The sequence below is a fragment of the Motilimonas cestriensis genome (genome assembly GCF_021295315.1).
GTDB lineage: Bacteria > Pseudomonadota > Gammaproteobacteria > Enterobacterales > CBDFNC01 > Motilimonas > Motilimonas cestriensis.
In genome coordinates, this window is sequence record NZ_JAIMJA010000004.1 from 1 (window position 1) to 14,525 (window position 14,525).

A 14,525-nucleotide genomic window follows, 5' to 3' on the forward strand; every position below is an offset into this window, starting at 1 on the left:
TCAATGGAGCGGAGTTTAAGTGGTAATCAGGTAAAGTTATGTCAACTTATTATTAAAGTGGAATCCCGAAAAAAGTAGATAGTTAAAGGGCTGCGAGATAATGTCTACTAAATGCCTTGACAGGTACAGCACCGATGGCTGGAAATAAATTATACATATCAGCTTGCATATACCGATACGCTATATTAACTTTTTCAGCACACTTGCGGCCCTTAAATGCTTTTCCTTTCGAGCTGACACATTCTTCATGCCCATTACGCCACTCCGAAAAAGCTCTACCCATGTTTTCGGCAGGCACCACGTGTTCCCACTCAACGCGATGCGAACGCTTAGCATGCTTGATAGAGGTAAAGCCTTGAGGAAAAATTACTCTTTTAGCCTCATCGAACAGAGCACCACAATAAATCGTTTCACGATTATCCATATAGACTAGTTGTTCAAGGTTCTTCTTTGCTTTACTAAATGATTGATTAGTCTTATTTCCTTGAGATAGTGCATTTGAAGTTGTGATCAAAGCGATGATGGATAAAGGTATCAGGTATAGTTTCATGGGAGCCGCCGAGTTATTCTTAAAAAACGATTAAATAATATGCTGAAAAGGTAATCTTCTGGTGAAGGTTATTTCAAGCATCTGTGTTGGTAGTCTCATACCAAGCACTTTTTATAATCATACTAAAAAGGCAGCGATCTCATCTTTACGCTGCATTTTCTAAACTGTTTATGCCCCAAGACGGGTTTAAGACGTATGAAACCATCATCTCCTCAAACAAAAATTTTTGATTGTCTTTCCTATCCCAAATGATAAGTGTGTTGACTCCCCACTTTGACATACTTTCTCAAACGTAGTTTTTTGGAACACTACTGCTTAAGTTTACGAACCTTGCGTTTGTCGGCTTCCTTTAACTTTCATCGAGCTCGATACCTGTCCTTCAAACTTCTTTAAAAAACCATCCACATTTAAACCAGCAAAAAACGATAGAGCATACAGCAGTGTCTCAGGATGTTCTACTGAGGTCGAGCCAACTGCAACTAGACCCGCCGTGATAACAAGGTAGGTAACGTAACCCATTAGGCCAGAAGCAATTGGTCGGAATAGATACCAAACTAACCAAACTGAATCCCATTGCTTTCTTTGACTATAATTCAAGTACACTGCTCGAAGGCAATACAGGACACCGCCACTGACTGCAACTAGCACGCACTCTATAATAGATTTAATCGACACAACCCATTTAGGGGAGTCATCTATACCTGTCAAATACCAAACCCATATGGACACAATTAATAAGGAAAGTAGGTAGACACCCACACCTAAAGCGCCACACAAATCTTTCCATGTGTAATCCCGAGGTTCTACTGGATTTTCTGAAGATGATGCTTGCTGTCGTTCATTTAACATTAAATCGATATTCCTTTTTGCCGTCAGTTAAGGCGACATGGCTTTGCTCGATCCCTGTTGTGCTAAGGATCAGCATGATGAAGTAATTAAGCTGATGCTGAGAGTCTAAAAAAGTACTTCGAATCGCTTGTGTGTCATCCGAAGAGGGGGTAGGTATACTACAGGGGTGAGTATGCCAATCACCGAGATAATGCAGTCCATTTTTGAAATTTTCTTGTATTGTTTTGTTGGCTTCACGTTTATCCCATGAAAAACCAAAGCGTGACCTTTTGTCGGCTTTGCTAGGAGTAGACACAGATTGGACTGTAACGGCTCCTGAGCTAATTACTCCAAATAGAAAGCCACCTGCCTCATCTCTGTTTCCGGTTTGCTTATATTGATGCAACTGACTTATGGCTTTTTCTGAAAAATACACCGATAGACAATCTAGTGACTGGGAGGTAAATTGAACTGGTGCCATTTTGCTAGAGAACTTTAAGGACTTTTGAACCATCATCGATCTCTCCGTATTTTTGCTCCCAACTATGACTCCATTCACCGCCTGCCGAAAGCAGAAGCTTACGACTACCTACCCACACTCGGTAACTATCTGTTTGAATACCTTCACAAGCAAGCTCGGTCACAGCCTCTGCTATCATGCTATGACCGAAGCTAAGCTCTATGCCGCCATACGGTTGAAAAATGCCACCACAGAAGTGGGTGGGCTTGGTAGTTCGGTGTTCGAACTTGGCACAGCTCTCTAGTAAGTCGCCAGTATTATCAAATAAAGAGCCATAACTAAAGCTGCCAGCCTTATTTATATAGCAATGTGTGGCTACAGCGTGCGCTTCAGTAAAGCAGAAAACAACGCAGCACTTCAGTTTCCCACTTTCTATTCGCTCTTGTATAGCCTTGTCTGATGCCCATTCCGCAGTTGCACTAATCATTAAGTCACACTCTGTAGTCAGCAAGTCTATGGTCGTATCGTCCTCGAACCACTCCTGACTTCCTGCATGTAGTACTTCTACCCATGGGTAGTCCCTTTCTATATGACGTTTACATGCCTCTGCTTTGTTCACCCCAACGTAACTCATGCCAAGAAGGTGTCTGCCTACATTTGCGGCCTCAAGTGGCTCTCCGTCACACAGCACGAACCTAGTGAAGCCTGCCTTGATGAGTAACGGGAGCAAACTAGAGCCTACAGAGCCAAGTCCGATAATGCCAATGGTAGTTCCACTAGTTGTTGATAAGAAGGAGTTAGAGTCTCTACCTAGAACCCATGACGGGTCTCTTCGCTCTATATCTATACCGCGAACTCCTAATTGAATACATCTAGTATTTAGAAAGCGTTGGGGGATAATGCTGTCTCTAAAGCCGTTGCCTATTTTGGCTTCGTATAGGTTGAGTAGCCCTGCATGACCTCTCGTTCCTATGCCACCAACGCAATTCATTGCTGTAATTACTGCCCCATTAGGTGTGTTTGTCTGGATTAAAAACGCAGGATAGCGACGACTAGAGCCTAACACTATGGTGATTGCCTCTGCTGCCTGAACCGGATCACCGTACTGAGACTCAAGTATAGAAAGAATTTCTCCGAGATTAGTGGGGTACTCGGATGGCTTCCAAGCCTCACTTAGATTGATAAGCAGGGTAGTTGAGCAAAACTTTTGGTTTGATTTGATCCCAATATTTGTTAGCCAGCTCTTAAGTTGCTTCTCTGTGTCGGCAAAGACAGTGCCTTTGTTGCTTTCATACGCCACATGGATCTTACGAGTTGTAAGGTTTCTGATGTTGCATAGGCTTGTGGCTTTCTTTTCTTTTGATGATGTTTTAAACGATCGACTCCAGTAACTTAGCAATCCAACGCTAAAGTCATCATCGAGGTTTCCGGAAATAGTCTCTTCTATCAGTGAATGACTATCTTTGATCAAGTGCTCAACATAAGTAATGTCTTGCGGATCAAAAGACACCTCATCACCCCAAACGCAAAGCTTCCCGCGCTCTTCAACGTGTGGGTACTTTAGGATTTCCAGCTCAGGGTGTGTGTAGATATGAGGTACACTGAAAGGGAAGCTTGGTCTGGCTGCCACTATCAATTGGATTGTCTTGCCATCTTCTGGGTGTTTAATGTCGGTTCGTATGCGCCAATTTGCCGCATACAGGCTTGAGGGTATCCCCAAGCCCTGCAAATCCTTTTCGGGTATTCGTTTAGCCGAATACCTTGTGAAAAGGAGTTGGCCTAACGCATCAATAGAATTTGCGCGTTCATTAGGCATATGTGCGTTTTCCGTCTTTTTTAACTGCTGTCGGATTTACAACCTTAGAGAAGTTACGTGCTTTGGTCTTTGTTGTCTTCGTAGGTTTGTTGTTGGCAAAAGTTATGAATAGTGAGTTCGGTTTACCGTCACTATCTTCGCCTTGCTCAGCAACAGCTAAAAACTTCCCTCCTTTATTGTCAGTTAGGATTTTTTCGTACTCATCCCTGGCTAATTGAGAGGGTGGAGTTGAACAACCAAATTCGTGACTGCTGCAAAGAATTAATGCATCTTTGTTGGCAAAACTCAATGCAGCACGAGCAGACGCATTTAGTTGTGGGTCATCGCATTTTGATTCACTGTCATTAGATAGTGAACGCCAAGAGCAATGGTGTGGTGCAAGCAGGACATCGTAAGCAAGCTCATCAAGTTGCCCTGTCGATTCAAGTTTGTCGTAAAGTACCTCCCAGCACTTAACCTCCGCATCACCACCGATGAGGAAAGATTTTGTACAGGTTGCATTCTCGTTAAGGCCTTCATCATTGAATGTGTGGCTTAAATCGAAACGGATAATAGCACTGGAGTTATTCTTTGTTAGCTCTTCTTCGTCTTCAGTAACTTCTTGCTTGTCGGCAGGTGCGAGCAAATAGGCGTTGAGTGATTGATCATCAATACCGGACATGTGGCCGAATGAAGTGTAAAGCTCAGCTACAATAGACGAAATGTCATCAGTTTTGCCATCTTCATCAGAAGACAAGATGATAACGCGATTACCATCGCCGCAGTTATAGCCATCTTCACGGTAAAGTTTAACTCGGCGTTTCACTTCTGTGTTGAATTTAACCGCATCGTCACAGAGAGTGTTGTTGCCATCACAGCCTGTTGCAGTCGCGCGACGAAATACACGAGGGGAAGACCAAATTTCATTTATACGAATCCTAGTTGAGTTGTCACCCCAATCATCCGGATTGCCTCTATAAAACATCGTGTTGAAGCCCGTTATGTGGTCTTTGTCTGGATGCGTGAGAACAAAAACGTCAACGTAAGGGCGACCTTTATCGTCAGTGTTTAGGCGGTCTTTTAGTCTTTCCTCTAGGAAGTCGTAATCAGAGCCGGACTTGCGATAGCAGTCAATTAGAATTGTTTTGCCATTTTCTGTAGTGATTAGGGTCATATCTCCGTTGCCAACGGGAAAAACCTCAATTGATGGTAGTGTCATAACTTACTCCATTAAAAAGAAGGTGGTGGACGTGTGAAATTATTTCAAAATCAAGTGACTAGTAAAAATAAAACACAATGCCTGAAGACTATAACTTCGGTACGTTTTTTGCTATTTCATTAGATATATGAGAATAAGTCACCAATATTAACGTCTTCTATCCCTGCTTTTTTTCGCAATAATGTGTTCTATTTCAGCTAAGACACTAACCGTGAATAGTCCCCTCGTACCACCACCGTTAAGGCTTAATACTCGGATCGAAGAATCAGTAGAGGAATCTTTTGGTTGCTCGTTGTTATCTGGCGACATATCGAACCTAACTCAATAATTATTTGTCACACTAATATTGGGGTTTATGGTCAATAATTCAACAGAAACAGAGTTATTAATTGACGGTTAATTGATTTTTGTTGGTGTGACGTGCATCGTAGTTAAGTAAGGAATTGATTTTATTTTATTTATTTTTTGTCTCCAGTGTGTAAATAGTTACCCATAATGTTGTATTTATATATTACTGTAGTGTAATAGATTAAATTGATATTCTTGTTATCAGTGTTTAGATGATGATGGTTGATTATGGAAGAATTCGAAATACAAAGTATCACTAATCATGATGACAATTTTTGGCGTGTGGATTGGTTTGGTTGCTTGTCATATGTTGACTCAGCGCAGGGACATAGAAGGAGCCAGGTGCTCGTTGATGTATATCTGTCGAAGTTGTTTAAGCATCCTAAAAATTCAAATCTGAACTATAAAACATCGACTGATCATGGAAATCCTCTCAAGGTTCAGGTTCCAGTAGAATATTTGGTGATTTTTCGAATAGGGGATATTTGGCATAAAGGCAAGTATTTTTCTACGCCTGACTATTTGCAACTTTCAACCGGCAGTATAAATGTTTCGTCTCAAAATACAGATTCTTATTTTTCCTATCACAGGTTTACCGATGGCTCTTTCCTGATCCCCTTCAAAAATCATCCATACCATCAATCCGCTACTCGAGTTTATTGTGAAAGGCTAATTTTGCCATCAGGACAGGTAATCATCATCCCGCACTGGGTTATCTTACAAGCATATTTCGCTAGATGTTCTTATGTTTTTTCGCAGTTATTTGAGTTTGGCTTAGCATTTGACAAACTTTTTGATCCAAATAAATCTGAACTTGTTGATGGTAAAGGCCTATTGCAATTAAGGAAGGAAGTCGATGATGCTGCCGCAGCGGATGTTGCACGCATAGCCTGGGACAGCGCTACTAACAAAGCTTATAGAATGGTTAGTCAAAATTTAGCGTTGACTCACTGTCATTCAGAATTTCATACGAAGCTTCCGTCGGGATCAAATATTCAAAACAGTAATACAGGCCCTAAAACTAAGCTTCCAATAGAAGGCCTTACAAATCTTAAATTCAGGGGAAAGTACTTAACGGGAGATCAAATCACGGGGCCATTTATTGTATTTGAAATCCTATCCTGCTCAGCAGATATGCCTTTTGAGACGCTGGATTTTTACAGAGATAATCCTGGTGACACCATAGGGAGGAGCGAACGGCAAAAGGCATTAGAAAACTCGAAAAAATATCCGCCTCGGATCAATGCTAAACATGATAAAGACTTACAGCTAATACCCGCTAAAGAGCCTATTAGAAAGATTGATAAGCTAAAATTATTGCTCAAATCCCGTGCCGGGACTGAGCATACAGGTCTGAACAACAAACAAATTATAAAAAAACACTTCAATGATATATCTCTCAGAGCCAAGCAAGGAGCGATAACAATAGATGTTGATTGTGGAAATGCTGGTGATGGTGATAGTAATGGAGAAGGGGCTCCTGTCAGTTTCGCATTTTTAGAAGGAATTGAAAGTAAAAAGAAAATTCATTTGTTTGATTATCCTATTTGCCGTTTAAAAATTTTTCGTTTCGTCTGCAGGGATATTGCTAGGTTACCTGAAGTGAAGAACGTCAAATTTATTCGGGTTAATCCACAATTGGGTGGCTTCGATGATGACTATTCATATTTTCCTGAAACCAGGACTGAAACCGGTCGTGATCGTAAGTGGCGATATATCGATTATATCAAGGGGTCCAGAAGCTCAGGGAAAAAGCTCAGACGTGCATTGGTTGCTCAAGTGACTGCTTTTTCAAATGTTTTTTATATTATTGAAGTTGAAAGGCGGACTGTGTGCGTTAATGGACAGTGGGGAGAGCTTGATGCCCCTGCTTTATTAATTATTCGTTCAAAAAAACATTTCGGCGTATTACCCGAAAACGATCTTCAACGATTGTTCCGACAGTGTGCGGAAAACTCAGGCACCTGGTTAAGTAAGAATAATAAAAATAATTATCTAGCCTTCCTCCATCATATCAAGCCATTAAGTCACCCAGATAACACCACGCTGGCGAGCCCAGAAGACCACCGACGCCGTATAGTCACGAACATTAAAGCTGCATCTGGAATGAAACGTGTAAGTCAGCCTGATTTAGAGAAATCCTAGCTGAGGCACTTTTTGCCAAAGAATGATTAAGTATCGATTTTGATTTTTTAGGGGTTTTTGTGAATAAGAAACAGAGTTTTTGGGACAAGTGTCTATCTATGCTTGGTTTGGTTAAACGTTTCACCCTTGATGAAGTGATAGAAAAAAATAATAGAAGGGAAAAAGTATTATTTGACAGGCACTCTGATTTTGAAGAAAAAAATAGGGCTCTAGAGAAAAAAAGTAAAGCACTCAATGAAGCATTGCTTGAAAAAATAAATGTAATCGAAAGTCTTCATGACAAACTCAAAGAGATACAAGAGATTGACTACGAACTTGGTTGCAATTTATTTGATGTTTATCATAAGCGAAAGAAAACAACCCCCTCTCGTCCAGCCGTTCCGTCGGGCGACTTAAAAATAATGAGCCAACATATTGAGGATTTCAAAAACAAGGTCCTGCAAATCAATCATAATAACCCTGAAAATCCAGTTAGATATAGTAAAATGCAGGAAGGATTGATCTTTGCCCGAAATACAGCTGTTTGTAATATCGCTGGTGCCGGTTCAGGTAAATCAACAGCACTAATTCTTAGAGTTATTTTTTTTCATTTTCACCTGAATATTCCTATAGAACAAATAACTGTTTGCACATTTACCACTGAATCTAGAAAAGATTTTATCGCTAAACTACGCCTGAGGTTTTTTCAGTGGGGAGGAAAAGAGCTATCGAAGAAGAAGGCCGAATCGATCGTTAGGACTTTTCATTCTCTCGCGTTTGAAGTTCACCAGAAGCTCGGTTCATCTACGGAGGCCTTGCTATTTGATAAGGAAAAAGATCGACCTAGTATTGACGATCCTGATGGAAGCAACATACCAAATCTTATGGAAGTGAGGGCAAGTAATAGTCAAACTATAGGTCTTCAGGAGCAATTGCAATTTGGGCTATATAGTTCATTGTTCCGTAAAGACAAAAGCTTCCAGAGTGGAGTTATGCAGCTTTATCGGTCCTTCTTGTCAAAGCGTCTTACTTATAAGGCAATGAAAGACCCTAAAAGGTATGATGGTACGAAAGAACAGGTCCTATCAGATAAGAGTTTTGAACTTTGGCTGCAATATAATTCAGGCTATACATCGTTTCAGGAATTCTATCGACCAGGTAGCGCGGAGATTGGTGACGTCAACCTGAACTACCATCTTTTACTGCCAGCTTCAGGCATTAGGGTTTTTTTTAGCCGACCTTATACCGACTTTATACCATCTAAGTTGAACTGGGAGATCACCAAGCGACATAACCATTGTGCAGCATATGCAGGATTAGATTACGTTGTCGTTTTCAGCGCGAAAGAAGTTAATGTTCTTATTACTGTTGAGAAAGCATTATCTGGGATAGACAAAAATGACATGATCGCTCCTGATTTTTCTTATATATGTCAGGGGGATATTGGCTCTTTGTTTGGCGGAAAAGGCAATAGTATTGTTAATCAATTTGCTAAGCTAATTGACTTTAGCTACTCGATGGGAGTACCGCTGTGTAACATACAGTTCAGCAAGGCTGAGAAACATTTTAAAATTCTGTTAATGGATGATCGTATTTTTATGCAGCTTGCTATTCAATTTCATCAGGCGTGGAATTGTTTGTTAACTGAAAGGGGGCTTGTCACGTTTGATCAAATATTTCATCGGTTTGGTGGAGTGGAGGCGGGTAAAAGTCAGCTATCGTTAGATAAATTACAACATTTGATGATAGATGAATTTCAGGATATTTCGCCTCTGATGATTAGCTTTATCAACACCCAAAAACAAATATTGACAGCGTCTACTTACGATGAAAGCAGTATCACTTGTATTGGGGATGATTATCAGTCTATCTATGGTTGGAGAGGAAGCTGCTCTAGTTTCATTGTTAATTTTGATGAGTGCTTTAGTATTCCTCATGTGCCCGATACGCAACTATTAACTGAAAACTATAGAAGCGCTAAACAAGTGCTTGATACTGCATCATTAGTCACAAAACGGTTTCGATTGAAATCATCAAATAAAGGTTATATGGCCAAGGCAGGTCTAGACTCTCACCCTGAGGTACAGTGCTGTTTTTATCCCCCTTTAACTAAAGAAGGAAATGGCAGACAATACGAAGACGTCGACTTTGAGAAAGTTGAGCAGGTACTAAGGGATGCCATTTTTAGGTTCAATCCAACACCAGAAAAACCCATATACATACTGAAAACCAAAAACAAAATTCTCGACAGCGAGCTTGCTTTGGGCATCATTAAGTTAATTCGTGATACAAAAATGAATGGCAAAGCTGTTATTAAAAGCCTAACTATTCATAGCAGTAAAGGGCTAGAGGCGTCGTGTGTTATCCTTCTTGGGGATATACTTAAACCAGAAAAACACCCCATTCGTGAAGGAATTTATAGACTTGCTGGTAGGCCACATAGTTATAATGCTATGCAAACAGATGAGGCTCTTAGAGTTGCTTATGTCGGGATTACTCGCGCAAAAATTGCCATGCATTGGTTTTTTTCGTCAACGGACGAATCCAGGAATGTCATGGCCGGTGCTTTAAAATGAAGCGATGAAGCACTAGGGCCTTCTCTCTTTACAGGCTTAATCATCTACGCTATTTTTATTAATCAGATATTTTAATTGTTTCGTTATTGTTGACTTTTCACTCAATGCACTTAATGGCAAAAATGGGCTTATACGCTCTAATTGATTCGCCCATAATTGAGGAAATTCAGTTGCGTTTTCTTCTATGTATATGTACCAAGCCTTGTGATCCCCTGGGAAAGGAACGCCCATTTGGCTGGATACGTACTCTTTAAGTTCATTGCGTGTAAAGGTTCCCGTATTGGCAACGTGTTTACATTGATCGCTATTGCGCCGACAGATTAGTGCTTGGGCGTAAGCTCCTGGGTCTGTAAATGCGAGTTCTTTCATCGCGCTTTCATCAACTCTGTATAAGCTTTCAGCGCAGGATGCGGCTTCAATTAAAAAATCTATCCAATCTAGTAAATTACAAGAGCTAGTAGGATGTTGGCTTTGCATCCTTTGAGCAAGATAGCTAATGTTCTGTTTTTCTGCCCAGTCTTGTAGCTTGCGGTTTAGTCTGTTCTCAAAATCGCTACATTGCTCAAGATATTCAACCTTCTCATCATGAGGTAGCTCTCTCAACATATTCCTAAGCTGAGTCATAGCACTGTCATTCAATGACGTTAAGGGGATCTTGGGGGTAAAGTGTTCACCTTCATTGTCACCAGATTGGTAATTGTCGTAATCATCACACATAGTTGTTTTTTCTCCATTTTTTAACCAGTGTTTTAATTTTTTCTGAGTCTCGGTAACCCATGAATAAATTTACAGTCGTGATATTTATTTTCATCCCTTTAGAGAGCATGATTTTGATTGCGTTATGAATGCTCTCTTGTGTCGGTTCAATATTGGGGTTGTACAATTTTGGGCGCACCGCTTCGTCAAGCCAATAAGGAAAGGTACTTGTTGTTTTTGTTAGTGGTGAAAAATCGCTGAATGAAATACCCATATTCTCAGATATCTTGAGCAGGTTGCCTGGCCAATTAGAGAAGACTTTTGGTAGTTTGGTTAACGCGTAGTACCTTAAGTCGATGGGCAAAGCATCGACATCATGAATTTTCAGCAAACCAGTGGGTATTGTTTTTTCCAAGGTGAGCCGCATCATATGACGTAATACGGCAAAGAAAGAGAAAGAATATATCCATCGCTCAGGGCATAGCTGCGCAAAGCCTGCCGTAAGTATATTGATGTACTTTTTGGTGTCATTTATCACGACGGGTGAGGCAAGGGCAACAGGAGCATTTTCTAGAGGGGACGCACAGCAATGGCAAGCGGTAAAGGAACCCGCATAAACACGACTTTTTTTTCTTTGATCATTCCCTATAACTTTGACTGGAGCTCGACAGGAATAACAGTTATCTAAAAGCTTACAATGATGAACTTCACAGACGGTGATAAAGCTGATGCGCCATCTTTTTCTGTAGTACGGATTTTTTTCATTGAGGCACAATGGACAATATTGCTGATAGTTCAAATCATTTCTAGTTTCGCCGAGACTAAGAACGCATTGTTTGCGATAGGACTTATCTGATTCCTTTTCAAAAAGGTAGCCTTGATAAGACTGCATTGTTGTTTGATATGCAGTGGCATAATCTGTTTTCATTTTGAACGCTATTTGCTTCAATGAATGGTCAGATACGTGTGTATCTATGCTTTTAGAAACCGAACGCATAGTAGGCGCTGTCATGGTTAGGAAGCTCCGCAGTTTTTGACCATTACACATAGCAGCTCTTACTATCCAGGATGAGAACACTTCGTCAGGAAGAGGCTGAGGGTGGGCAGGCCATGGCAGCTTTGGGCTAACCATTTTGTAACCTTCTTTCGCCAGGAGAGAGCCATTGCAAGTCATTTAAGAGCTGTAAATCAATACATTCCTTCCCGTTACTTATTGCTTGAACCGCAGCTTCAGAAAGCAATTCAGATAGTTCGCCAATTAACCCGTCACTCATTGAAAGCAATTTTGTTGCAATGGGGCGAGCAGAAAGTTTGGACGGCTGTGCGAGTGGAAGCATAGATTCAAAGCTTGCGAGAAGCCTTCTATAATCTTGTCCGTACTCCCATCTTGGTAAAATGGTGGGTTTAAAGCGGTTGTCTAGTTGGGGATCTGTTTTTACTGCTCTTAGAGCGTCCTTAATACCGAGGCCCACGATAGGTATTTTGAGTTCATTACCTAAATTGCGCAGCACGCTAAGAAAAACACGTTGTTTTTCCAAGTTTCCGGCGAGAATTGAGTGAATTTCGTCAATTACAAGCATCTGCACATTACAGTATTTCATAAGTTGAATAGCTTGATAGTGCTTCTTTTCAGCTGTGTCTGAGGGACGATATGGAGCAAACATTTTTTCCAAAATGTTGCTGTACAATCTCGACTCACTGGGAACAGGCGGAGCCTGAACAAATAATACAGGAATAACTACCCCTTCGTTATCCTCCCTTTCATATGGAGGGTTTTTTTCTAAAAAACGTTCAGCAATCATGGTTTTACCTGAGTTGCTTTCTCCCACGATTAGCATGTTAGGCATGCGATGGCGTCGAGGATACGATTGTAGGTCCTCTAGCTTCTCTATTATTTCAAGCGCTTTTGGATAGCCAATCCATCGAGGGGAACGTATGTATTGGATCCGTGTTTGTTTATCACACTCCATATACTCTTTTGCAGCTTGGCTAAGGTGCGCATATTCACTGATATTTGTATTAGTCATATCGCTTTACATCCAGTAATTCATCAAACGGTAAAATGGGCGAGTCATCTTCCTCTTCAATATATTGTTCTTCTTGAACTACTGGATTACTCAGGCTTTCGTTCCCTATTTGAGATCGGATAGACTTTCTTGAGGACGATTTGCGTTTCTGATGGGCTTTTCGTGCTTTTTTAGTGGTTTGTACTGCTGTTTTTTCAATAACACGCATTTTTTCTATAGCATCAAAAATGATGTCTTCATTGACAGTACTTCTGCCTTCTTCTTTTAAGCGATTCAAGGCAGCATTGAACTCCCAAATGCTGACGGCTGGGAAAGAAGTATTACGGTAAGGAATGGGATAATACATTTCAAGTTGTGGGTCGAAAAACCACACAACAGATATATCTCTGGGATCACGCCTGAAGATAAATTTTCTTTTGACCTTACGTTGGCCCTCAACGGTTGAATTTATCCATACTCGAAGAACATCGTGGTAATAACAAACATTGTCAATTTGGATACCATAAGCTTGAATGGTGCGCTCAACGTAAGGCAGAAAGTTAATTCGTAACGTCTCTTCGTCACTAATTCGTTCTGGTAGCCCCACTCCTTTGCTATTTGAGTTACCAAGTATTCCCTGTTCATACTTGGACATAGGGCTGCAATTAATTCCTGTATGGTAGCTATGGTGATATGACTTGACTATGAGTTGGCCAAGCCAGTTCTCTAACTCTTTTAACGTGAAGGCAGATTCTTTTTCAGAATCATATCCCTCTCTTTGAACAGTATTGGAAAATGTTGTCCCTGGTAAAGCATGAATTTTTTTTGCGAACGTTCCTAGTAATCTTTCAATGTGCGCACCGAAGTGTGGTCTGGCTACAGGTCTCCATTCCAAAGTGATGCCATATTGATCGCATGCTAGTTGAAGCATCCGACCTCGAAATTCTTTGGCATTATCGGCATGGACTGTTCGAGGGATCCCCCAACATGGCCAAGGTGTATCAATATCATGCTCAGCTAGCCAGTTATCTTTAGGTAAAATTGCATGGGAAAGGCATGCGCCAACACTTACTGAACCCGGTGGGTCCAGTGATATGTAAAACCCTACGACTAAGCGGCTATAAACATCAATAGCCATTGTTATCCAAGGTCTTTGCATTGGAAGGCGGTGATCGTCATCAACAAGGATGATATCTAAGAGAGTGTGGTCAATTTGTATTACAGACAAAGGGTACTCAGCATGAGGGAAAGCACCTTCGTTCATATGAAGTTTATCTTGGGCTTTCTTAGAACCAAATCTACGTCTGATTTTCAGGTCTTCAGCTAGTTGGTTCACTCGACCTCGAATGGTGTTGACATGGGGAGCTGATATACCTGTATTTCGGCATTGCCTTTTTATTTCGGTATACAAGATTGAAATTGATTTTTGCTGTTTTGTTAAATATTCATCTTCGATGCAGGCAGAAACAATAGCTTCTGCTTCTGGAGAGAGTTTGCGGCTCCCTGCATCACTTCGTTTATTTGGTGCTAGGCTAGCTAACAATCCCCCTTGCTCATACAATCGTAACCACTTGTAGATAGTATTTCGATGGAGATCATAGGATAAAGCGACTTGCTCAACATCTTCCACGGTTCTTCCTGCCTTATGAGCGAGAGGACGAATTATTTCTAATCGTTTCTGCGCTATTTGCCAGTCTTTATCTGGAAGAGCATCTATGGCGTGAAGAGTTGTTTTTACAGGACTATCGTCAAGTGGGGCTGTTGTTGTATCGGATATTCTAAGTCGTTTGATGTTACCGTCAATTGTGCTTTCAACTAAAATATACTCAAGGTCGATTAATTGTATAATTGTGTATGGATGATTACCAACGTACACAACGCTTCCTTGCTGAAGTGTTAGCCTGACGTGCTCTCTTTTCATAT

General features: G+C 40.9%; 10 protein-coding genes and 1 pseudogene. 2 read left to right on the forward strand and 9 right to left on the reverse strand.

Annotated elements, in window-relative coordinates:
• Positions 1 to 124: 124 nt before the first annotated feature.
• The 5 genes and pseudogenes from K6Y31_RS04680 to mblB all read right to left on the reverse strand — a co-directional run.
• A pseudogene (locus K6Y31_RS04680) lies at positions 125 to 550 on the reverse strand (HNH endonuclease family protein); the annotation flags it as partial.
• A 321-nt stretch (positions 551 to 871) separates the two neighbouring features.
• Positions 872 to 1,399, reverse strand: a complete 528-nt coding sequence (locus K6Y31_RS04685; RefSeq protein WP_233051687.1) for a hypothetical protein — start codon at positions 1,397 to 1,399, stop codon at positions 872 to 874.
• Positions 1,389 to 1,895: a Mov34/MPN/PAD-1 family protein gene (locus tag K6Y31_RS04690; protein WP_233051688.1), complete on the reverse strand. Its 507-nt coding sequence runs from the start codon at positions 1,893 to 1,895 to the stop codon at positions 1,389 to 1,391. Before K6Y31_RS04690 ends, K6Y31_RS04685 begins: the two co-directional genes overlap by 11 nt.
• The gene (locus K6Y31_RS04695) at positions 1,864 to 3,654 is read right to left on the reverse strand and encodes a ThiF family adenylyltransferase (protein ID WP_233051689.1); all 1,791 of its coding nucleotides are present in this window, start codon (positions 3,652 to 3,654) and stop codon (positions 1,864 to 1,866) included. Before K6Y31_RS04695 ends, K6Y31_RS04690 begins: the two co-directional genes overlap by 32 nt.
• Positions 3,647 to 4,852 carry an anti-phage 6A-MBL system MBL-fold protein gene (gene mblB / locus K6Y31_RS04700; RefSeq protein ID WP_233051690.1) on the reverse strand — a complete coding sequence of 402 codons (1,206 nt, stop codon included), beginning with the start codon at positions 4,850 to 4,852 and terminating at the stop codon, positions 3,647 to 3,649. The genes K6Y31_RS04695 and mblB overlap by 8 nt, the downstream gene beginning before the upstream one ends.
• A gap of 576 nt (positions 4,853 to 5,428) precedes the next feature.
• Here mblB and K6Y31_RS04705 point away from each other — a divergent pair.
• Together K6Y31_RS04705 and K6Y31_RS04710 are read left to right on the forward strand one after the other, a co-directional pair.
• Positions 5,429 to 7,345, forward strand: coding sequence for a hypothetical protein (locus tag K6Y31_RS04705; RefSeq protein ID WP_233051691.1), 1,917 nt, complete (start codon positions 5,429 to 5,431; stop codon positions 7,343 to 7,345).
• Positions 7,346 to 7,404: 59 nt separating this feature from the next.
• Positions 7,405 to 9,900 carry a UvrD-helicase domain-containing protein gene (locus K6Y31_RS04710; protein ID WP_233051692.1) on the forward strand — a complete coding sequence of 832 codons (2,496 nt, stop codon included), beginning with the start codon at positions 7,405 to 7,407 and terminating at the stop codon, positions 9,898 to 9,900.
• Positions 9,901 to 9,936: 36 nt separating this feature from the next.
• Here the strand turns inward: K6Y31_RS04710 and K6Y31_RS04715 are convergent, their stop codons facing one another.
• The 4 genes from K6Y31_RS04715 to K6Y31_RS04730 are packed head-to-tail and all read right to left on the reverse strand — an operon-like array spanning position 9,937 to position 14,523.
• Positions 9,937 to 10,617 carry a hypothetical protein gene (locus tag K6Y31_RS04715; protein WP_233051693.1) on the reverse strand — a complete coding sequence of 227 codons (681 nt, stop codon included), beginning with the start codon at positions 10,615 to 10,617 and terminating at the stop codon, positions 9,937 to 9,939.
• The gene (locus K6Y31_RS04720; protein WP_233051694.1) at positions 10,610 to 11,728 is read right to left on the reverse strand and encodes a TniQ family protein; all 1,119 of its coding nucleotides are present in this window, start codon (positions 11,726 to 11,728) and stop codon (positions 10,610 to 10,612) included. The genes K6Y31_RS04715 and K6Y31_RS04720 overlap by 8 nt, the downstream gene beginning before the upstream one ends.
• Positions 11,721 to 12,623, reverse strand: coding sequence for a TniB family NTP-binding protein (locus K6Y31_RS04725; protein ID WP_233051695.1), 903 nt, complete (start codon positions 12,621 to 12,623; stop codon positions 11,721 to 11,723). The genes K6Y31_RS04720 and K6Y31_RS04725 overlap by 8 nt, the downstream gene beginning before the upstream one ends.
• Positions 12,616 to 14,523: a helix-turn-helix domain-containing protein gene (locus K6Y31_RS04730; RefSeq protein WP_233051696.1), complete on the reverse strand. Its 1,908-nt coding sequence runs from the start codon at positions 14,521 to 14,523 to the stop codon at positions 12,616 to 12,618. Before K6Y31_RS04730 ends, K6Y31_RS04725 begins: the two co-directional genes overlap by 8 nt.
• Positions 14,524 to 14,525 lie beyond the last annotated feature (2 nt).